Genomic DNA, 16,987 nt, shown 5'->3' with positions numbered 1-16,987 from the left:
TCCGTGATTCGGCATGGAGCGCGATTGCAATCGCCCTTGGCGCGCCCGTTCATAAGGAAACAGGAATGAAGCTCAAGATCTTTCAGGTCGACGCATTTTCCTCACGGACGCTGGAGGGGAATCCCGCTGCAGTGTGTCCGCTCGACGACTGGTTGCCCGACGAAATGCTCAAGGCAATTGCGGCGGAAAACAATCTGGCGGAAACCGCTTTCTTCGTCGGTCATGGCGGTCGCTATCAACTGCGCTGGTTTACGCCGCAGGTGGAAGTCGACCTGTGCGGTCACGCAACGTTGGCTACATCGTGGGTGCTGTTCAATGAGCTTTCCGTGCCGGAGGATAGGCTGCGATTCAGTACCCGCGGCGGCGAACTGAGCGTACGCCGTAGTGGCGCGCTGCTGGCGATGGACTTTCCTGGCACGATGCCTCGGCTTTGCACTCCGCCTGCTGCGCTACTGCCGGCGCTCGGCATCGAACGTGCCGAGGTGCTCGAAGCGCGTGATTATGTCGTTGTCGTCGATTCGGAGGAGGAGGTTGCGCGGCTCGTCCCCGACTTTGCGGCGCTGCGCGAGTGCACGAAATTCGGCGTGAGCGTTACGGCACGTGGCGAGGCATTCGATTTCGTTTCGCGCTGGTTCGGGCCCAGGATCGGTGTCGACGAGGACATTGTCACGGGGGCGGCACATGCGTGGTTAGCCCCGTATTGGGCGGGGCGCCTCGGCAAAACTGTCCTGACCGCACAGCAGGGCAGCACCCGCAAGGGACAAGTCGGCTGCGAGGTGACGGGAAATCGTGTCCTCATCAGCGGTTACGCCGCCACCTATATGGCCGGGGAGATTCACGTGTAACCCGCATTTCGCGGAGGAACGTAAAGGTTTAATCAATTTGTTTCGTATAACTTATTGATTGATGTTAGGACGAGAATGTGTGCGGTGGATTCCTTTGTGGTGGAGGAAAACGTGCATGGAAATTGATATTCAGGCAGCTTCCGGTCTTTTGTGGAATGCGTGGCACGATGGACGCGTGATTGACGCGTTGCCGGACGAACTGCGCCCTCGCTCCCGCAGCGAAGGTTACGCCGTGCAGGCCAGCTTTGCGGATCGGTCTGCTGCGTCGCCGGCCGGCTGGAAAATTGCGGCTACGAGCGGTGCTGGCCAGCGTCATATCAATGTCGACGGTCCGCTGGCCGGGCGCATTCTGGCCGGGCGCGTCCACTCCGACGGTGCCTGCCTCTCGATGCGAGGCAACCGCATGAGGGTCGCGGAGCCCGAGTTCGTATTTCGCGTGGGGCGTCCGCTGCCCCCCCGCGACAAGCCATACGGGCGCGATGAGGTCGTCAAGGTGGTTGATGGTTTCAACCTTGGCATCGAGTTCCCGGATTCCCGCTACCTCGATTTCGTGACGGTCGGCGAGGCTCAACTGATTGCCGATAACGCCTGTGCGCACGAGTTCGTGTTGGGTCCAGAGGTGTTGGGGTCGTGGAAAGGGATCGATCTTGCAGCACATCGCGTTCGCGCGATGGTTACGGGCAGCGCGAGGGCATATGAGCGGGAGGGCGAGGGTGCCAATGTACTGGGTGATCCGTATGTTGCACTGACATGGCTCGTGAACGAATTGTCGAGCTTGCGGATTACCTTGATGCCCGATCAGTTCGTAACGACTGGGACGTGCATGACGCCGCTCGGTGTCGAACCCGGCGATGAAGTGACGGTCGATTACGGTGCATTCGGATGCATGACTTGCCGCTTCGAAGCGTGACCCCGGTAGTGGGGCCTCGGTAGTGCGGCCTCGGTAGTGGGGCCCGCAACGACTTGCTGCGGGTGACAGGGATGCCGGCCGGTGCCAGTGGAGAAACCAGATGACCCATGATTTCGATGAACGTCTTGCGCGACTCGGCGTGCTCCTGCCGTCTCCGCCGAAGCCCCTCTACAACTACGTCCCGGCACTCGTGTCGGGCAATCACGTTCATGTCGCCGGGCAGCTCAGCTTCGAGGACGGAGCGCTGCGTCATCGCGGCCGGCTGGGTGACGGTGCAACGCTCGAGGACGCGAGGGAAGCCGCGCGCCTTTGTGGGCTCAACATACTGGCCCATGTCCGCAATGCGTGCGGGGGGACGCTGAACCGCGTGACGCATTGCTTGCGCATGACCGGTTATGTGAACTCGATGCCGGATTGCACGGAGCAGCCTGCCGCGATGGACGGTTGCTCGAATCTGATGGTCGAGATCTTCGGTGAACGGGGACGTCATGTGCGGACCTGCGTGGGCGTTTCTTCGCTACCGTTCAATGGCGTCATTGTTGTCGAGGCTGTCTTCGAGATCGTGCCTGGCGTGGTGGCACCTTGATGCGACGTTGACTTGCCGCTTTCGTTAGATCATCGGGAGTAGAGAAATGCAGCTTGGACTTGAATCGAAGCGCTCGCTCGTGACGGGTGCCTCGCGTGGTCTTGGGCGTGCCATCGCGGGCGCGTTGAGGAACGAAGGCGCCCGTGTGGCCGTGTGCGCACGGGATGAGGACCGGCTTGCGAAGGTCGCCGCCGAAATTGGCGCAGAGGCGTTTGCAGCGGATCTCGCGCACAAGGGAAGTGCGGCCCGCCTTGCAGATGACGTAATCGGCGTATTGGGCGGTATCGACGTGTTGGTGGTCAATACGGGCGGGCCGCCGGTCGGCACGTTCGAGTCGGTTGACGACGCTGCGTGGGAAAGGGCCATAGATGGTCTGTTGCTGAGCGCCGTCGGTCTCATACGGGGTTGCCTGCCGGGCATGCGGGCGCGCCGCTGGGGCCGCATCATGATCGTCACGTCCGTCGCAGCACGCGAGCCCCACCCGGGCTTGATCCTTTCCAATGCCATTCGTCCGGCCCTGCATGGTCTGATCAATGCCTTGAGCCGGGAGGTAGCGGCCGATGGAATCACGGTCAATGCCCTGCTACCGGGTTTTACTGCCACCGAGCGACTTCAGGAAATCGGTGTGGGCGACGCCCAGGTCGCGAGCCAGGTACCGGCAGGACGTCTGGGGCGTCCCGAGGAGTTTGCAGCCCTCGCGGCTTTTTTGGCCTCGGAGCAGGCTGCTTACATCACGGGTCAGGCGATTGCATGCGACGGGGGGCTGCTGCGGTCGATGTGAGTGCGCATTTGCGCGTGCAGGAGGCGCGAAACGGCACAATGTCCACGCGTTGACGTAGAGGACATTGTTACGCAGTGCGATGCGATCTGCGGGAATGCCGATGATCCGCTTGGCGAGAAGCTGAAGATGGGTCGCAGAAAAGCAAAAAACCCCGCTGCGGAAGGCTTTGCGGGGTTTTGCTTGAACTGCGTCGTACTACTTTGAACAGCTTTCTGGTGCCCAGGAGAGGACTCGAACCTCCACAGTGTTGCCACCGCCAGGACCTGAACCTGGTGCGTCTACCAATTCCGCCACCTGGGCACATCTTCAAGCTAGGCCGCAATTATAGCGGTCCGACGGAAGCTGTCAACAGATGTTTTAAAAGATTGCACATAAGCCGACGCGGGGTGCACGGGGCATCCGTTCCAGGCCGCCGTTCCCTCATTGCACCGTGCCTGTGACAGACACCCCCGGCCCGGCTCTTCGGCACGTGCCGTGTGCCGATTGCCAGTCTGGATCAAGAGGTCACTGTCGATTCCTGCATCGCACGGAAGTAAGAAGCGAAGAGAAACGCAGCCTCATAAATCAGGCTGTCGGTGTCTGGCCCGGGCTCTTCAATCACCATCTCGACAACACCCGAAGTCAGTTGCGAAACCATTCGCGACGCCATACGCAATCTGGCGGGAGGAACCGTGGGGATTTGCGGCTGCAGGATGCCGCAGATCTGGGTAACGACGGCTTCTCGCGATTCGATATGAAGTTGCCGCAGCAGCGGCACGGCGTGGATGGCGCGGCTAATGGCAATGCCGCCGGGAAATTCTTTCGTAACGGTAATCAGGCTGCGAAGTAACGATGCGATTCTGTTGACCGGTCCATCTGCCCCAGCGGGTTCCGTTGTGCCGGCGATGAGCCATTGATCCACCAGGGCATCCTGCGCTGCCATCAGACGCTCACCCAGTATCTTGAGGACTGCATATTTGTTGGGAAAGTACCGGTATAGCGCGGGTGGCGTCATGCCCGCCTTTTGGCAGATCAGGTTGGTTGACAGCTCCTCGAAGCCGACATGCTCCAGCAGCCTCCCTGCCGTTTCGAGAATGTGTTCGTAGGTGTCCTGGCTGCGGGACTGTGTCGGCTCGGCTTTCGTGTCGAGCGCCGGCATCCTTCTCCTTGCCGTTCGGTGTGTTTTGCCTGAGCTGGCCATCTAGCCTCCTTGAGTTAGGCAGAGCATACCGTGTCCGGCATGTGGGAAACCTGACCTTGTCATTGACATAACGATAGTTTAAGCTATCGTTATGTTCAGCGCAAGGATGTCCTTCTGCCGGCGGGTCGGCAGTCGTCGTCAAGACGGGTTCCGGGATGCGTGGCGCTTCATCGGTATGGGGAGGGAACATGAAAAGAAGGGTTTTTATCGTCGCGCTCGTTCTTTGGCTATCGGCATGCGGAAGCGTTGCGGTTACATCAAGTACGCTATCTTCTGGTGTGCAGAATAATGCCAGGCCCGAGAAGGTGTATGTCGCCGATTTCGAGCTCGAAGGCGATGCCATCCAGTCGGAAGGGCCGGACTCCGATATCGATCGCCGGGCGCTGCTGGCGCGTGTGTTTCCCGACTCTCCGTTCATGATTCATGTGACACGGCAGGACAGGGCCGATCATCTGGCATCGTTAATGGGGAGTTCGATTGCGGACGACCTGAAGAAGGACGGATTGCACGTCGAGCGTCTCGCTCCGGGAGCCCCCAGGCCATCGACGGGTTGGTTGGTGCGCGGCCAATTTCTGTCTGTCGATGAAGGCGATCGCATGAAGCGCGCATTGATAGGCTTCGGCGCGGGCCATACCAATCTCAAGGTGAGGATGTACGTCAGCAATCTGGCTGACAGCCCCGCGGCACAGCCGATGCTCGACATCACGATGGATGCGAGAAGTGGCAAGGTACCGGGAGCGGCGCTGGGATTTAATCCGTTTCTGGCTGCGGGAGGTTTCGTAGCCGCAGGTGCAGACAGCGATAGCGACGTCAAGCATGTCGCTTCAAAATTGTCGGACGAGATTGCGCACCATCTTTTGACGGGTCGTCAGGAAATTCACTGAATGTGGCACGAAAGCGGCGCTGGGCTCCGAAGGATATTTGCCGTGCTTGTGCTTGTTTTTTTTGATCCTATTTAGGCGAACCGGAATGCTTCAGTTTTGGACGGAGCGGCTTTCCGGGCCAGTGGTAGCTCCACGTGCGCAAGAATGAAATTACGAAACGTCGGGGTCGACTGAAAAATCCCGGAGACTATCGGTGTCGAGAACCGTAATGGCCCGATAGCTGTTCGTGATCCAGCCCGCCCCACTGAAGTATTGCAGCGCTGCGTTGACCTGTTTGCGCGATGCATTGGCCATCAGGCCCAGTTCCGTCTGCGATAGCGGGACATTGCCCTTGCCGCTCCAGTTCGCCCGGGCGAGTACCGCGGCAATCCGTCGGGTCGTGTCCCGTATCTGCAGGTCGTGTATTACGTGGATCATGACGTCGACCGTCATCATCAGGATGAGCGACACATATCGGACGACCTCCGGATCGTGTGCCGCCATTTCGTCCATCACACTCAACGGCACGTGCAGTAATAGCGCGTCAGTTGCCGCACATAGTTCAATGCGGCGCGGCTGGCGTGTCAAAAATCCTCCCTCGCCGGTCCATGTGCCGGGGACACCCAGATGAACCAGTCGGGGCGCCTTGGTCGGCGGAGCCGTATTGACGGTGACTGTGCCGCTGACCAGACCATAGATGCCTCCGGGAGGATCGCCGAAGCGATAGATCGTCTCCCGCGGCGAAAAACGATACAGGATCGCGCGAGCGAGCACTTCCCGCTGAAACTCAACGGGCAATCGTGCCAGCCAGCCATTGCGCGTCATGATTTGCGCCGCGTCGAGTCTATCCAGCTCAATCATAAATGAACCCGATTGTCCGATTGGGAGCAAACTTAATTTGAGGCGGCCTTTAGTATAGCGTGAGCCGATAGACGGAATGGGCTGGATAAATATGTAGTAAAAGTGACGATCTGCTTACGATCGTGAAATCGGATTACATCAAAATAGCTGATTAGATTAGATGAAGCGCACAATCGTCTCCGGCATCCAAAGCGTCGAGGCGCGTAAGGAGGTGGGCCGGAGATTGCGCGAGCGCGCAAAACGCTCGGCACACCATGTGATCGGCCGTGTGAAGCGCGACCCGATCGAACTCCTGAGGGCGAGCAGCGTGGGGCGTGTGGAGGCGCTCGTCCCGCTGCGCTACGGTCGTATGGCGGTCTCGCCATTCACGTTCTTCCGTGGCAGCGCGATTCTGCAAGCTCACGATCTGCGGGACACGCCAAACACTGGCATTGCGTTTCCGATTTGCGGCGACGCTCATCTGCTGAATTTTGGAGGCTTCGCGACACCGGAGCGGCAACTCGTCTTCGATTTGAACGATTTCGACGAAGTGGCTCCGGGTCCCTGGGAATGGGACGTCAAGCGTCTTGCCGCGAGCCTGGCCGTGGCCGGTGGACATTTGAACGCGAGCCGCAACGCGATCGCCGGATTCGTTGCGACGGCGATCATGGAGTACCGCGACAGGATGAGCGAGTACGCGCAGCAGAGCACCCTCGAAGTCTGGCACGAACTGGTGACGCTAGACCGGATGATTGAGGCGGCGGCGACCGCCAAAGGGCGCAGTCTGTTGACGAGAGGAAAAAGCAAAGCCGCTCGTCGGACCCACGAAAGCGTGCTGAGCAAGATGGCGTACAGAGTCGACGGGCGCTGGTCGATGCGCGACGCACCGCCTGCGCTCTTCCATCCCGCAGGACCAAATTCGCTGTTGGGCGAGCGCAGCGACTGGTCCAATTCCGACGCATGGACCCGCAGGCTCGCCCGAACGTTCGAGAGGTATCTCCGTACATTGGCGCCGGAGCGACGTGCGCTGCTTGGGCAATTCCAGCTTCAGGATGTGGCGTTCAAGGTGGTGGGTGTGGGCAGTGTAGGCACCGTTTGCCTTGTGTTGCTTGCGGTCGACAGTCACGACAAGCCCCTCTTTTTGCAGATCAAGGAAGCGAACCGGTCGGTGGTTACACAGTTTTTCGGTGCCCACGCATGCGATCACGAAGGTGAGCGCGTGGTTAGCGGGCAACGTCTGCTGCAGGCGGCGAGCGATCCGTTTCTCGGTTGGGCCACGGGGCCAGCCGGCCGGCATTTTTATTTTCGACAACTGCGTGACATGAAGGTGTCGGTCGACGTGGAGCGACTGGACAACACGAGGTTAAACGGCTACGCACGCGCCTGCGGCTGGGCTTTGGCCCGCGCGCATGCCAAAGCCGGCGCAAAGGCTGTCGAGATCGCGGCCTATCTGGGTCGCGGTCATCAATTCACCGAGGCGCTGATTGCCTACGCCTTTGCCTATGCCGACCAGAACGAAAAAGACTATGAGGAATTCAGGCGCGCGTGCCGCTCCGGCAAGCTCGAAGCGAGAAGCGACGAGGACATGGCGGCTGATTTTCGCGTTTGATATCTTGCATCCACTCGGGCGGTCCATCCTGCGGTCATTCGTACTGGCGATCGTGTTCATCTGCCCGGTTGCATGGGCGCAGCCGAGTCTCCCGGTGATCCATGTCAGCACCTTCGTCCTCGAACCGTTCGTCATCGAGCAGGACGGTAGATTGAACGGTTTCAGCGTCGAGCTTTGGAGGGAGATTGCTGCCCGTATCCATGTGCAAAGCGACTATCGGATAACGCCCGATGTGAACGCGACCTTCCAGGCGTTGCGCACGGGGCGCGCCGATGTGGCGGTGTCGGGCCTTTTCTATAGCGCGGAGCGCGATCGGGAGTTCGACTTCTCGTATCCGATCATGGAAGCGGGACTTCGCGTGATGGTGCGCGATAGTGGACAGACCACTTCCGCCAACCCTTTGGACGGGGTGATCGCGTCGCTGTTTTCGCGCACGAGCGCCATATGGCTCGGCGTCGCCTTGCTGCTGGTCGTGATCATCGGGCATCTGGTGTGGTTGATCGAGCGTAAGCAGGTGGTCGATGCCGCCCAGCGCGAACCCTATTACCCAGGCGTGTTTCGCACGATGTACTGGGCGGCGACCACGCTGATGTCCCAGGGGGATCAACCGCCCCGGCAATGGTTCGCACGGTTGCTGGCCGTGATGTGGATGTTCATCGGCATTATTTTCATTGCGTCTTACACCGCACAACTGACGACCGCGTTGACCGTCCAGCACATTCGCGGGTCGATCAACGGTCCCGACGATTTGCCGGGCAAGCGCGTGGCGACGCTTACGGGAGGCTCTGCGGTCGCGTATCTCGAACGACACGGTGCCGAGGTACGCCAGTATGCGCAGAACCGCGATGTTTTTCAGGCACTGCTGGGCGGCGAGGTCGACGCCGTCGTGCAGGGTTCGGCGGGGCTTGACTACTACGCGGCGCACGACGGCCAGGATCGCGTCATGATGGTCGGCCCCGAGTTCCAGTCAAACGACGTGGGTTTCGTTTTTCCGGTCGACAGTCCGTTGCGCAAGCAGGTAAACGGCGTATTGCTGGCAATGCGTGAAGACGGTTCGTATCAGCGGATTTACGACAAATGGTTCGGCACCCGCTAACAAGAGAATTCGCCGTTGGTGAGGGCCAGGCATGTTGACCCGCTCGTAGACATTCAAAAGGAATTAAGTGGTGCTGAAGAATACGTGTGATAGCGCAGTGAAGCGCCGTGCCGGAACAATGGAAAAAGAAGCGGTGAGATGGGCTGCCGCTTTACTGTCGATTGCGCCGACGCTGGTGTGTGTGAATGCGTTTGCTGCGGAGGGCGGGACCGGCGTTTATCTGCTCGGTATGAAGAACCCGGGCGCGGCGATTACGCCGCCGGAAGGCTTCTATTACCAGAACGATCTTTATTTTTACTCGGGTAGTCTGGATGGCGGTCGAGGTTTGCCAACCGGTGGAAAGGTCGTTGCAAATGTCGATGCCGACGCGGTCGTCAATCTCTCCACGTTCCTATGGTCGACGCCATGGACTCTGGCGGGTGGTCGGCTAAGTCTTAATACCACGTTACCGATCGGCAACAAGACAGTGGACGCGGGCGTGCAACTCGCCGGGCCGCGCATTGGAGTGGGGCCCGGTCATTCGGTTTCGGACGATGTATTCACGGTAGGCGATCCTACCGTCGGAGCGACGCTAGGCTGGAACGCTGGCAATCTTTATTGGCAAAGCGGTGCGTCGCTGAATGTTCCGGTGGGCGACTACCACAGCGGCGCGCTCGCGAATCTGGCCTTTCACCACTGGGGACTGGATCTGACGAGTTCGGGCACGTGGTTCGATCCTCAAACGGGTTTCGATCTTTCCGGCACGATTGGTGCGACTTTCAATAGCGAGAACCCCGACACCGATTATCGGACCGGCACGGAGTTGCACTTCGAATGGTCGGCATCGCAGTACTTCACGCGTCGGTTTTCGGCGGGCCTGGTGGGTTTCTACTACAAGCAGCTCACGCCCGACAGCGGCTCGGGTGCCGTGGCGGGCGACTTCGAGGGACGCGTCGCGGCAGTCGGGCTGACGGCGGCATACGTGTTCAAACCCGGACGCATTCCGATTACTGCGCGCATAAAGGTATTCCACGACTTCGCCGTGCAGAACCGCGCCAGCGGTAACGGCGCATTTGTCACCATGACGATTCCGCTTTCTTCTACCACCAATAACTGACATGTCGGGAAGGGCGACGCATGTACACGCGAACGATACGGCTAGCGGCCGCGGTATTTTATGTTGGGAAACCGGTGCGATACCGTTTTTTCCTGTCACTCTCGGGGAGAAATCATGCGAATGGGCAGGCACCTCGCTAACGTCGTGATGTCATGTGTCATGACATCATTGGCGTTGGCCGCCGGGGCAACATCGGCGGCGATTACGGTCACACCGGATAACTTTGTCCGCGCTGAAAGCGACTTCTATTTCAGCCGCATTGTCAAAGACGACGGCTTCGGACATTTTCATCATGCGCGCAATCTGCCCGATGTTCACAATCAGCTGATTATCCGTCTCAATCGCGATACATTGTATTCAGCAGCCGTGGTCGATCTCGACGCGGGGCCGGCGACCGTTACTGTGCCGGCCGCTGGCGAACGGTTTCTCTCGATGCAGGTGATCAACGAAGATCACTACACAGTTGGCCTGATTCACGAGGGCGGGACATACCGGTTTTCCCGCAAGGAAGTCGGCACCCGCTATGTGCTGTTTGCCGTACGCATGCTGGTGAACGCGAACGACCCGCGCGATATCGATGCGGTTCATGCACTGCAGGATCGGCTGGAGGTCCATCAGGCCCATTCCGGCGTGTTCGATATCCCCGACTGGGACAGCGTGTCGCGCGACAAGGTCCGTGGTCATCTGGTCGCGCTTGCGACGATGTTGCCAGACACGAACGACATGTTTGGTTCGAAGGAGGAAGTCACACCGATCCATCATCTGCTGGGGACGGCGTTCGGCTGGGGCGGCAACCCGGAAAAGGAGGCGACCTATCTGAACGTGGTGCCGAAATCCAACGATGGCCGCGCGGTCTATCGGCTGCACGTGGGGCAGGTTCCTGTCGACGGTTTCTGGTCGATCAGTGTCTACAATGCCAATGGGTATTACGAGCCGAACGCACTGAATGCGTACACCCTCAATAGCGTCGTGGCCAGAAAAGAGGCGGATGGCAGCGTCAACGTGCAATTTGGCGGATGCGACAACCAGACGGTCAATTGTATTCCCACCCCTCCCGGATGGAACTACACGGTTAGGCTCTATCGACCTCGACAGGCAATTCTTGATAAAAGCTGGACATTCCCGCAAGCGCAACTTGTCACGTCCGGTAAGGCAACCGAACAACCGGGCGCATCGGAACAGGAAAACAGGCAATGAATCGTAGAGAGACCTTGAAGGCCGGAATGGCTGCGGCCGCATTGGGTTCGTGGAGCGCGGCGCAGGCGTTGGCTATGGCACGTCCCGCCGACGAACGCGTCGCGACGCTCGCACGGGATGCGTATATCTATGCACTGCCGATGGTGGAGAACTATTACAGCATCTACAACTACGCGATCGATGAGAAAAGCAGTCAGTTCAAGGCACTGTTCAATCATATCGGCAATGTCGCGCATGTTTTTACCCCTGACGACACGGCCGTGGTCACGCCGAACTCGGACACTCCCTATTCGTTCATGATGGTAGACCTGCGGGCCGAGCCGCTGGTTGTCACGCTGCCGGAGATCGAAGCCAATCGATACTATTCGATGCAACTCGTCGATCTCTATACGCACAATATTGGCTATCTCGGCACCCGGGTCGACGGCAACGGTGGTGGAAAATTCCTGCTCGCCGGGCCTGACTGGAATGGTGACGCGCCGGCCGGCATTCGAAGGGTAGTACGCTTCACGACCTCGATCGGATTCACGTTGATACGAACGCAGCTGTTCGATCCGGAGGATCTGCCCAACGTCGTAGCGATACAGAAGCGATACAAGGTCGAGCCGTTGAGCGCGTTCCTCGGCGTGAGCGCCCCCGCACCTGCGGCGCCTATCGCATGGCCGGCAATCGACCGCAGGACCTCGGAGACCGACTTCTGGTCGTACGCCGCTTTTTTGCTGCAGTTCGCTCCGCCGCTTCCGTGGGAGTCCGAGACTCGCGCCCGATTCGGGGAATTGGGTCTGATTGCTGGTCACGAATGGCCACCCGGGGATTTTCCGGCTGAACAGGCAGACGTCATTCGCTCGACTGGCGATCAGACGCGCAAGGAGATCGATGCAGGGGTTGCGCGACTGACGTCGTCGAAGGGACTGTTTGGCACGCCGAATCAAATGAAGGGGAAGTACTGGGAGCGCGCGCTGGCAGCAAAGGGGGGGCTCTATGGAAACGATCTTGATGAAACGTATTATCCAATCATTACGGTCGATAACCACGGACAGCGTCTCGATACGTCGAAGCATGATTATGTGATGCGTTTTGCCGGGGGCGTACTGCCGCCGGTCAATGCGTTCTGGTCACTGACCTTGTACGACGGGGTCACGAAGCTGCTGGCGCGCAATCCGATTCAGCGCTACCTGATAAATTCGTCGATGGAAAAGCAGCTCGCGAGGGAGCCGAACGGCGACATCGTGATCTACATCCAGAAAGATTCGCCTGGCGCCCAGCTTGAGTCCAACTGGCTTCCTGGCGCAGCCGGGCCCATCAATCTCGTGATGCGGCTTTATCTTCCGAAGCCGGAAGTATTGGCCGGGAAGTGGTCCAATCCCGGGGTGCAGGTTCGTAGCTGATTGAGCGTGCATCGCGTCCGGGGCATGTGTTCCCTGGAGACCCGAATGCTTTCCTCGCATGGCGGGTTTGAAAATTAGACACCACGGCCGATCGGAGCCCACTCCACATGGCCGAGCACTACATCGAACCTGCCCGGACCGAAGCACCAGCGGTCCGGGCGGTTGCATCCGCGCATCGGCCGGGTCAGGTTGCGGCCGTAGGCTGGAACGATCGTGGCAACGCGAAACTGCGCCGGCGAATGCCCCACATCGCGAACTGAAATCCGCAGTCTTCCGCTAAGCGTCGCTCATCCTGATGATGGCCATCGACGTCATCATCCACCTAATACACGACCCGCAGATACGGGGTGCGACCTGGTGGATTGCCGCGGTACTCGCCCGGGCGAACTGAGACTGAGCCCCATGCTCCGTAATTTTATTCGTGTGCGTGCGAGTTGATTTCCAACCGGCGCGGCGTAATTCGTTTCTTTACATCATGTAGAGAGGGCTGCGTGATCCTGCGGAAATTTCGGTGATGTGACTGAATTGTTAAATATGATGAGTTCGCGATTCTTTGTTCCGTTCCGGACAAACATGGATTTGAAAGATTGTTACCATATTGAAATAAATTCTTGCTTTTAAATTATTGCATACCGGAAAGAGTGCGAAAATTAATAAACTATTTGCCGGAAAGATTGATGCAGTCATTGGCACTTTAATATAAGAAAATTCAATTATGGAAATGGGGTTTTGTGGGATTTGGCTTCCAGTCGAAGTCACTATTCCGGGGAAGTGGGTTGTACGCGTATGCAAGTTTCCCGCTCGACGATTTTCAGGTTTCTCGGCGCCTGGTTGGGCTTGAATTCTCGACTGGACAAGCTCGACGTCGCGGAGATCATGACGCGCAATGGCTGGCTGGCGCGATTGCCCGTTGAGTTTCAGCGGGAAGTGCTCGCTCGTGCGATTGTGTATCGTTTCTCGCCGCGGGAAACGATCTATCGCTTCGGCGATCCTCCCGGAGGCATCTATGGTCTGGTCAGCGGCACAGTCACCGTCAATATGGCTCCGTCGAGCAAGGCGCCTCGACTGGTTCATCTGGGTGTCCCCGGCACATGGACCGGCGAGGGAGGATTTCTGGCGCGTCAGCCGCGTCGCATCGAACTGTGTGCGGTGACCGACACATTGATGCTGCATGTGCCTTTAAGTGTGATGGACGAAATGGCGGCACACGATCCGGAGGTCGTCCGATATGTGTCGCTTATTCTGATGATGACGGTCGACGTCATGATCCACGTAATACACGACCTGCAGATACGGGACACGACCCGGCGGATTGCGGCGGTACTCGACCGGGCGAACTGGAGCGGCGAGGACAATGTCCCGTTATCGCAGACGGAACTGGGCCTGATGGCCAATGCATCGCGCAAACAGGTCAACGCGGCGCTGCAATACTTCAGCGCGGCGGGCTGGATAACGAATAGCTACCGGGCCATCAAGGTGCTTGACGCCGTCAGTCTTCAAAATTTCTCGATTGAACCTGATGCTCCGTAATTTTATTCTTGTATGCGCGAGTTGATCTTCAACGGGCTTGGGGTAATTTGTTTCTTAACATCCCGCATAAGGAAATACGTTACCCAGGGGAAATTTCACTATTGAAGTGAGATTGTTAAGTATTGTGAATTCAATATTCTTTGTCCCAATCTGGACAAACATGGATTTGAAAGACCGTTACCATCTTGAAATGATTTTCTTATCTTGAAATTCACCCGTGCTGGTCAGGGTGAAGAAAGGAAATAAAATATCTGGCTGGCGCCGTTGGCGCAATCATTGCTACTTGAATATAAGATAATTGAATGATGAAAATTAGACTGCATGGGGTTTTGTTTCCAGTTAAAGCCAGTATTCCGGGGGGATATGGCTATACACGTGTGCAAATTTCCTGCTCGACGATTTTTACTTTTCTCCGTGTCTGGTGCGGATTGGGTAAGCGCGGGCCCGTGGGTGAAAAATGGCGGCTCTCCGTCCACTTGCGAACAGTCGCGTCGAGGTTCGGGTGAGCTGTGCGGCGGCCAATGTGAAAGCGGCGTCGTGCGGCGACCGTGTCAGGCTGTCTGAATCCGTCCGGGTGGGGCTGTGTGCTGGTGAGTTTCGGATTGCGTTCCAGCCAATCATTCATGCGCAGACACAGATGCTCGACAGTGTTGAATGTCTGTTGCGATGGCAGCATCCCCGTTATGGGTTGCTACTGCCGGATACGTTCAAGGATGCTTTCGACGATCCGGTCGTCGCGCACGAAGTCACTCGCTCGGTTCTCGATACGGTGTGTCGTCAGCTCGGCGAATTGAAGCAGGCAGGGTGTCCGCTGCCGTCTGTTGCAATCAATATTCAGCCGTCGCAGTTGCTGGGGGATCAGCTTGTCAATCAGATCGTTGCAGCAACGGGCCGATATGGCATTGAACCGTCATTGTTGAATCTGGAGATAGTGGAAAACGAGGAGGCATTGCAGTTGTTGATGCTGAGACAGTTTACCGAACCTTTGCGTGATATCGGGGTGGGTTTGGCGCTGGATGATTTCGGTACGGGATATTCTTCGCTGGCAGTTCTCGCGCGCGCTTCTATAGATTCGGTCAAATTGGCACGCGAATTCCTCGGCCCCGCCATGTTACAGCGATCAGACCGCACTATGCGTCTGGTGAAAAACATCATCACGTTGCTCGACGAACTCGGATTGAAGACGATCGTGGAAGGTGTGGAAACGCGGGAACAGCGAGTTTGGCTGTCGCAGTACCCCGGAATCCGTCTGCAGGGCTATTACGTAGGCAAGCCGACGTATGACTTCCCGATGCAAGCTTGAAGAAGCGGCCACAAGGTTGTCGAGTCGCTTGTGTGAGCTATCGGTTTTGAATTGGATGCAAGGTACTCCGCACGTATTCGATTTTGAAAAACGAATAAGCTAATTCCGAACCGGTGGTAAGCCAGTTGCGTTTGTAAGCAAATGCAATTCGTAGTGCCGGAGGGTCGTGTTGCGGGTGAGACTCTAGCGCGAACGGAAAGCCTGTATTTATTGTCGAGATGTAGAATTTTTCCGAAATATAAGATCGGCCATGCCCACTATCGAAGTGGCGAATGGTGGCGATTTTTCCCGGGTATACCAGGTTTAGTTGTCGAGCCGATTTGGGGGCTCTTCAATTCAAAGAGCTCAGATAGCGCTGGCACGAGGCGATAGTGATTGCCAGACCGGCAATTCGCTTGATTTGCAGTGACATCGTTTGTCATGCCGTTCGTTAATCGTACCCAGCGACGATTCGATAGGGCTGGCAGTTATCGCCTCGCTGGAAAGAAGCGGCCGGGCGCATGTCACCGGTATGGCGCGCCAGCATGGCGAGTATTGATTCGAGGACGTGGTTCGATTGGCGACTATTGCGCTCGATATAAAGAAGCGTTTAAAGAAAAACAGCTAATCGGCGAATTGAATTCCCAGGCTGAAATCGAAATTACCGGAGTGTGTCGCCGGTGCAGCTACACCAGATTTTTGCGTCTGCCGAATGAGATGGGATTGTCGGCACGAGAGGCGTCATGACGCTGTCTGGCGAACATTTATCGGCGCCGTCAAAGGATAACCAAGAGGATATTGTGAACAAGATTTATCGTACCGTATGGAATAAATTGCGCGGGCAGTGGGTGGTAGCTTCGGAACTGGCGTCCGGTCATTCCCGCTCGGGTGAGGCTACGGTGAGCGATGGCGCGTCCGATAAGCTGGGGCTTTCGGCGAGCTTGTGTGCGTCCACCTCCTGGATGTCCGGCACGGCGGTTTCCGGATTGACAGCGGCCGTTCTGCTGACATTTTCTCTATGTGCGCAGGCGACCCTGGTCGGGTCCGACAAGGGTACCGACTACAGCGGTGGAAGTGCCTACTCGATCGCAGGTTCGAGCGGTGGCGGCGGTGCGACGGCAAGCGACTCCGGAGTCGCTTTCGTTGGCGATGGCGACTGCTCGATGTTGACGTCGGGACCCGGCTCGTATGCAGGCATATACGGCAAAGGGAGCGCTGGCAATTATCTGAACGGCCTTTTCGGCTTTGGTGCGCAGACGACAGGTATAGGCTACGGCACCGCAAGCAATGCGGGTGCTAACTCCGGCATCTTTGCTTATCAAAGCGCCGCCCAGACTTTCGGCAATGTCGTCTATGCGGGTAATGGCACGCAGAGTGCCAATTTTACGCAGGCTTTCGGCATGAACTCCTTTGCGGTCGGTTGCGGTGCGCACGCCACCGGTTTGAGCTCGACCGCGATCGGCTGGGGAACGGCGGCGAGCGGCGTCGGCGGTGTTGCGATGGGGCTCTATAGCACGGCGAGTGGTCAGGGATCGCTGGCACTCGGTACGAGTGCGTCGGCGAGCGCAACGGATACGATTTCGCTCGGTACGCTGGCGAACGCGAGTTCGGTGAGCGGCGTGGCGATCGGCGCGAATACGCAAGCTTCTGGCGCCAATGCAACGGCGATCGGGGGCAATTCGAACGGCGCCAATCTCGGCGCTCAGGCGACCGGCGCCGGCGCCACCGCGATCGGCTCGAATGCCGCGGCAGGCGCGGTCGCCCAGGGGGCCAACACGGTGGCG

Annotated in this window: 14 protein-coding genes, 1 tRNA gene and 2 pseudogenes; 13 read left to right on the top strand and 4 right to left on the bottom strand. The window is 58.1% G+C overall.

What is annotated here, in order from left to right; genetic code table 11:
* The first annotated feature begins 65 nt into the window (after positions 1-65).
* From U5760_RS02490 to U5760_RS02475, 4 genes are all read left to right on the top strand, one after another.
* On the top strand, positions 66-845 hold the full coding sequence (locus U5760_RS02490) for a PhzF family phenazine biosynthesis protein (RefSeq protein ID WP_322009358.1): 780 nt from the start codon (positions 66-68) through the stop codon (positions 843-845).
* Positions 846-960: 115 nt separating this feature from the next.
* Positions 961-1,755 (top strand): 2-keto-4-pentenoate hydratase, encoded by a 795-nt coding sequence (locus tag U5760_RS02485; protein ID WP_322009356.1) that lies wholly within the window; start codon positions 961-963, stop codon positions 1,753-1,755.
* A 100-nt stretch (positions 1,756-1,855) separates the two neighbouring features.
* The gene (locus U5760_RS02480) at positions 1,856-2,341 is read left to right on the top strand and encodes a RidA family protein (protein ID WP_322009355.1); all 486 of its coding nucleotides are present in this window, start codon (positions 1,856-1,858) and stop codon (positions 2,339-2,341) included.
* Positions 2,342-2,387: 46 nt separating this feature from the next.
* Positions 2,388-3,122, top strand: coding sequence for an SDR family oxidoreductase (locus tag U5760_RS02475; RefSeq protein ID WP_322009353.1), 735 nt, complete (start codon positions 2,388-2,390; stop codon positions 3,120-3,122).
* 45 nt (positions 3,123-3,167) lie between these two features.
* Here U5760_RS02475 and U5760_RS31610 read toward each other — a convergent pair.
* The 3 genes and pseudogenes from U5760_RS31610 to U5760_RS02465 all read right to left on the bottom strand — a co-directional run.
* Positions 3,168-3,260, bottom strand: a pseudogene (locus U5760_RS31610) (S26 family signal peptidase); the annotation flags it as partial.
* A 75-nt stretch (positions 3,261-3,335) separates the two neighbouring features.
* Positions 3,336-3,422, bottom strand: a tRNA-Leu gene (locus tag U5760_RS02470).
* 196 nt (positions 3,423-3,618) lie between these two features.
* Entirely contained in the window at positions 3,619-4,260 is a 642-nt protein-coding gene (locus U5760_RS02465; RefSeq protein WP_322009351.1) for a TetR/AcrR family transcriptional regulator, read from the bottom strand.
* Between the two features lie 230 nt (positions 4,261-4,490).
* On the opposite strand from U5760_RS02465, the gene U5760_RS02460 reads away from it, so the two are divergent.
* Positions 4,491-5,186 carry a DUF4410 domain-containing protein gene (locus U5760_RS02460; RefSeq protein ID WP_322009350.1) on the top strand — a complete coding sequence of 232 codons (696 nt, stop codon included), beginning with the start codon at positions 4,491-4,493 and terminating at the stop codon, positions 5,184-5,186.
* Positions 5,187-5,336: 150 nt separating this feature from the next.
* Here U5760_RS02460 and U5760_RS02455 read toward each other — a convergent pair whose 3' ends face one another.
* On the bottom strand, positions 5,337-6,026 hold the full coding sequence (locus tag U5760_RS02455; RefSeq protein WP_322009348.1) for a Crp/Fnr family transcriptional regulator: 690 nt from the start codon (positions 6,024-6,026) through the stop codon (positions 5,337-5,339).
* A gap of 160 nt (positions 6,027-6,186) precedes the next feature.
* On the opposite strand from U5760_RS02455, the gene U5760_RS02450 reads away from it, so the two are divergent.
* From U5760_RS02450 to U5760_RS02415, 8 genes and pseudogenes are all read left to right on the top strand, one after another.
* Positions 6,187-7,614 carry a DUF2252 domain-containing protein gene (locus tag U5760_RS02450; protein ID WP_322009347.1) on the top strand — a complete coding sequence of 476 codons (1,428 nt, stop codon included), beginning with the start codon at positions 6,187-6,189 and terminating at the stop codon, positions 7,612-7,614.
* A gap of 94 nt (positions 7,615-7,708) precedes the next feature.
* On the top strand, positions 7,709-8,710 hold the full coding sequence (locus U5760_RS02445; RefSeq protein ID WP_322009345.1) for a transporter substrate-binding domain-containing protein: 1,002 nt from the start codon (positions 7,709-7,711) through the stop codon (positions 8,708-8,710).
* A gap of 70 nt (positions 8,711-8,780) precedes the next feature.
* Positions 8,781-9,806: a transporter gene (locus tag U5760_RS02440; protein WP_322009344.1), complete on the top strand. Its 1,026-nt coding sequence runs from the start codon at positions 8,781-8,783 to the stop codon at positions 9,804-9,806.
* Positions 9,807-9,965: 159 nt separating this feature from the next.
* Positions 9,966-11,003, top strand: a complete 1,038-nt coding sequence (locus tag U5760_RS02435) for a DUF1254 domain-containing protein (protein ID WP_322009342.1) — start codon at positions 9,966-9,968, stop codon at positions 11,001-11,003.
* Positions 11,000-12,391, top strand: coding sequence for a DUF1254 domain-containing protein (locus tag U5760_RS02430; RefSeq protein ID WP_322009340.1), 1,392 nt, complete (start codon positions 11,000-11,002; stop codon positions 12,389-12,391). The genes U5760_RS02435 and U5760_RS02430 overlap by 4 nt, the downstream gene beginning before the upstream one ends.
* Before the next feature lie 786 nt (positions 12,392-13,177).
* A complete protein-coding gene (locus U5760_RS02425; RefSeq protein WP_322009339.1) occupies positions 13,178-13,921 on the top strand; it encodes a Crp/Fnr family transcriptional regulator in 744 nt (247 codons plus the stop codon).
* A 457-nt stretch (positions 13,922-14,378) separates the two neighbouring features.
* Positions 14,379-15,224 (top strand): EAL domain-containing protein, encoded by an 846-nt coding sequence (locus tag U5760_RS02420; RefSeq protein ID WP_322009338.1) that lies wholly within the window; start codon positions 14,379-14,381, stop codon positions 15,222-15,224.
* Positions 15,225-15,946: 722 nt separating this feature from the next.
* Positions 15,947-16,849 (top strand): annotated as a pseudogene (locus U5760_RS02415) (ESPR-type extended signal peptide-containing protein); the annotation flags it as partial.
* Positions 16,850-16,987 lie beyond the last annotated feature (138 nt).

Origin of the sequence: Paraburkholderia sp. J12 (assembly GCF_905220215.1) — a bacterium.
Taxonomy (GTDB): domain Bacteria; phylum Pseudomonadota; class Gammaproteobacteria; order Burkholderiales; family Burkholderiaceae; genus Paraburkholderia.
This window is presented reverse-complemented; position numbering and strand designations above follow the sequence as displayed.

What these genes read in the sequence shown, in the direction of transcription:
- U5760_RS02490 (WP_322009358.1), top strand. Translation starts at nt 66, where the DNA reads ATGAAGCTCAAGATCTTTCAGGTCGACGCATTTTCCTCACGGACGCTG.
- U5760_RS02480 (WP_322009355.1), top strand. Translation starts at nt 1,856, where the DNA reads ATGACCCATGATTTCGATGAACGTCTTGCGCGACTCGGCGTGCTCCTG.
- U5760_RS02420 (WP_322009338.1), top strand. Translation starts at nt 14,379, where the DNA reads ATGGCGGCTCTCCGTCCACTTGCGAACAGTCGCGTCGAGGTTCGGGTG.
- U5760_RS02425 (WP_322009339.1), top strand. Translation starts at nt 13,178, where the DNA reads ATGCAAGTTTCCCGCTCGACGATTTTCAGGTTTCTCGGCGCCTGGTTG.
- U5760_RS02450 (WP_322009347.1), top strand. Translation starts at nt 6,187, where the DNA reads ATGAAGCGCACAATCGTCTCCGGCATCCAAAGCGTCGAGGCGCGTAAG.
- U5760_RS02485 (WP_322009356.1), top strand. Translation starts at nt 961, where the DNA reads ATGGAAATTGATATTCAGGCAGCTTCCGGTCTTTTGTGGAATGCGTGG.
- U5760_RS02460 (WP_322009350.1), top strand. Translation starts at nt 4,491, where the DNA reads ATGAAAAGAAGGGTTTTTATCGTCGCGCTCGTTCTTTGGCTATCGGCA.
- U5760_RS02430 (WP_322009340.1), top strand. Translation starts at nt 11,000, where the DNA reads ATGAATCGTAGAGAGACCTTGAAGGCCGGAATGGCTGCGGCCGCATTG.
- U5760_RS02475 (WP_322009353.1), top strand. Translation starts at nt 2,388, where the DNA reads ATGCAGCTTGGACTTGAATCGAAGCGCTCGCTCGTGACGGGTGCCTCG.
- U5760_RS02435 (WP_322009342.1), top strand. Translation starts at nt 9,966, where the DNA reads ATGACATCATTGGCGTTGGCCGCCGGGGCAACATCGGCGGCGATTACG.
- U5760_RS02465 (WP_322009351.1), bottom strand. Translation starts at nt 4,260, where the DNA reads ATGCCGGCGCTCGACACGAAAGCCGAGCCGACACAGTCCCGCAGCCAG.
- U5760_RS02455 (WP_322009348.1), bottom strand. Translation starts at nt 6,026, where the DNA reads ATGATTGAGCTGGATAGACTCGACGCGGCGCAAATCATGACGCGCAAT.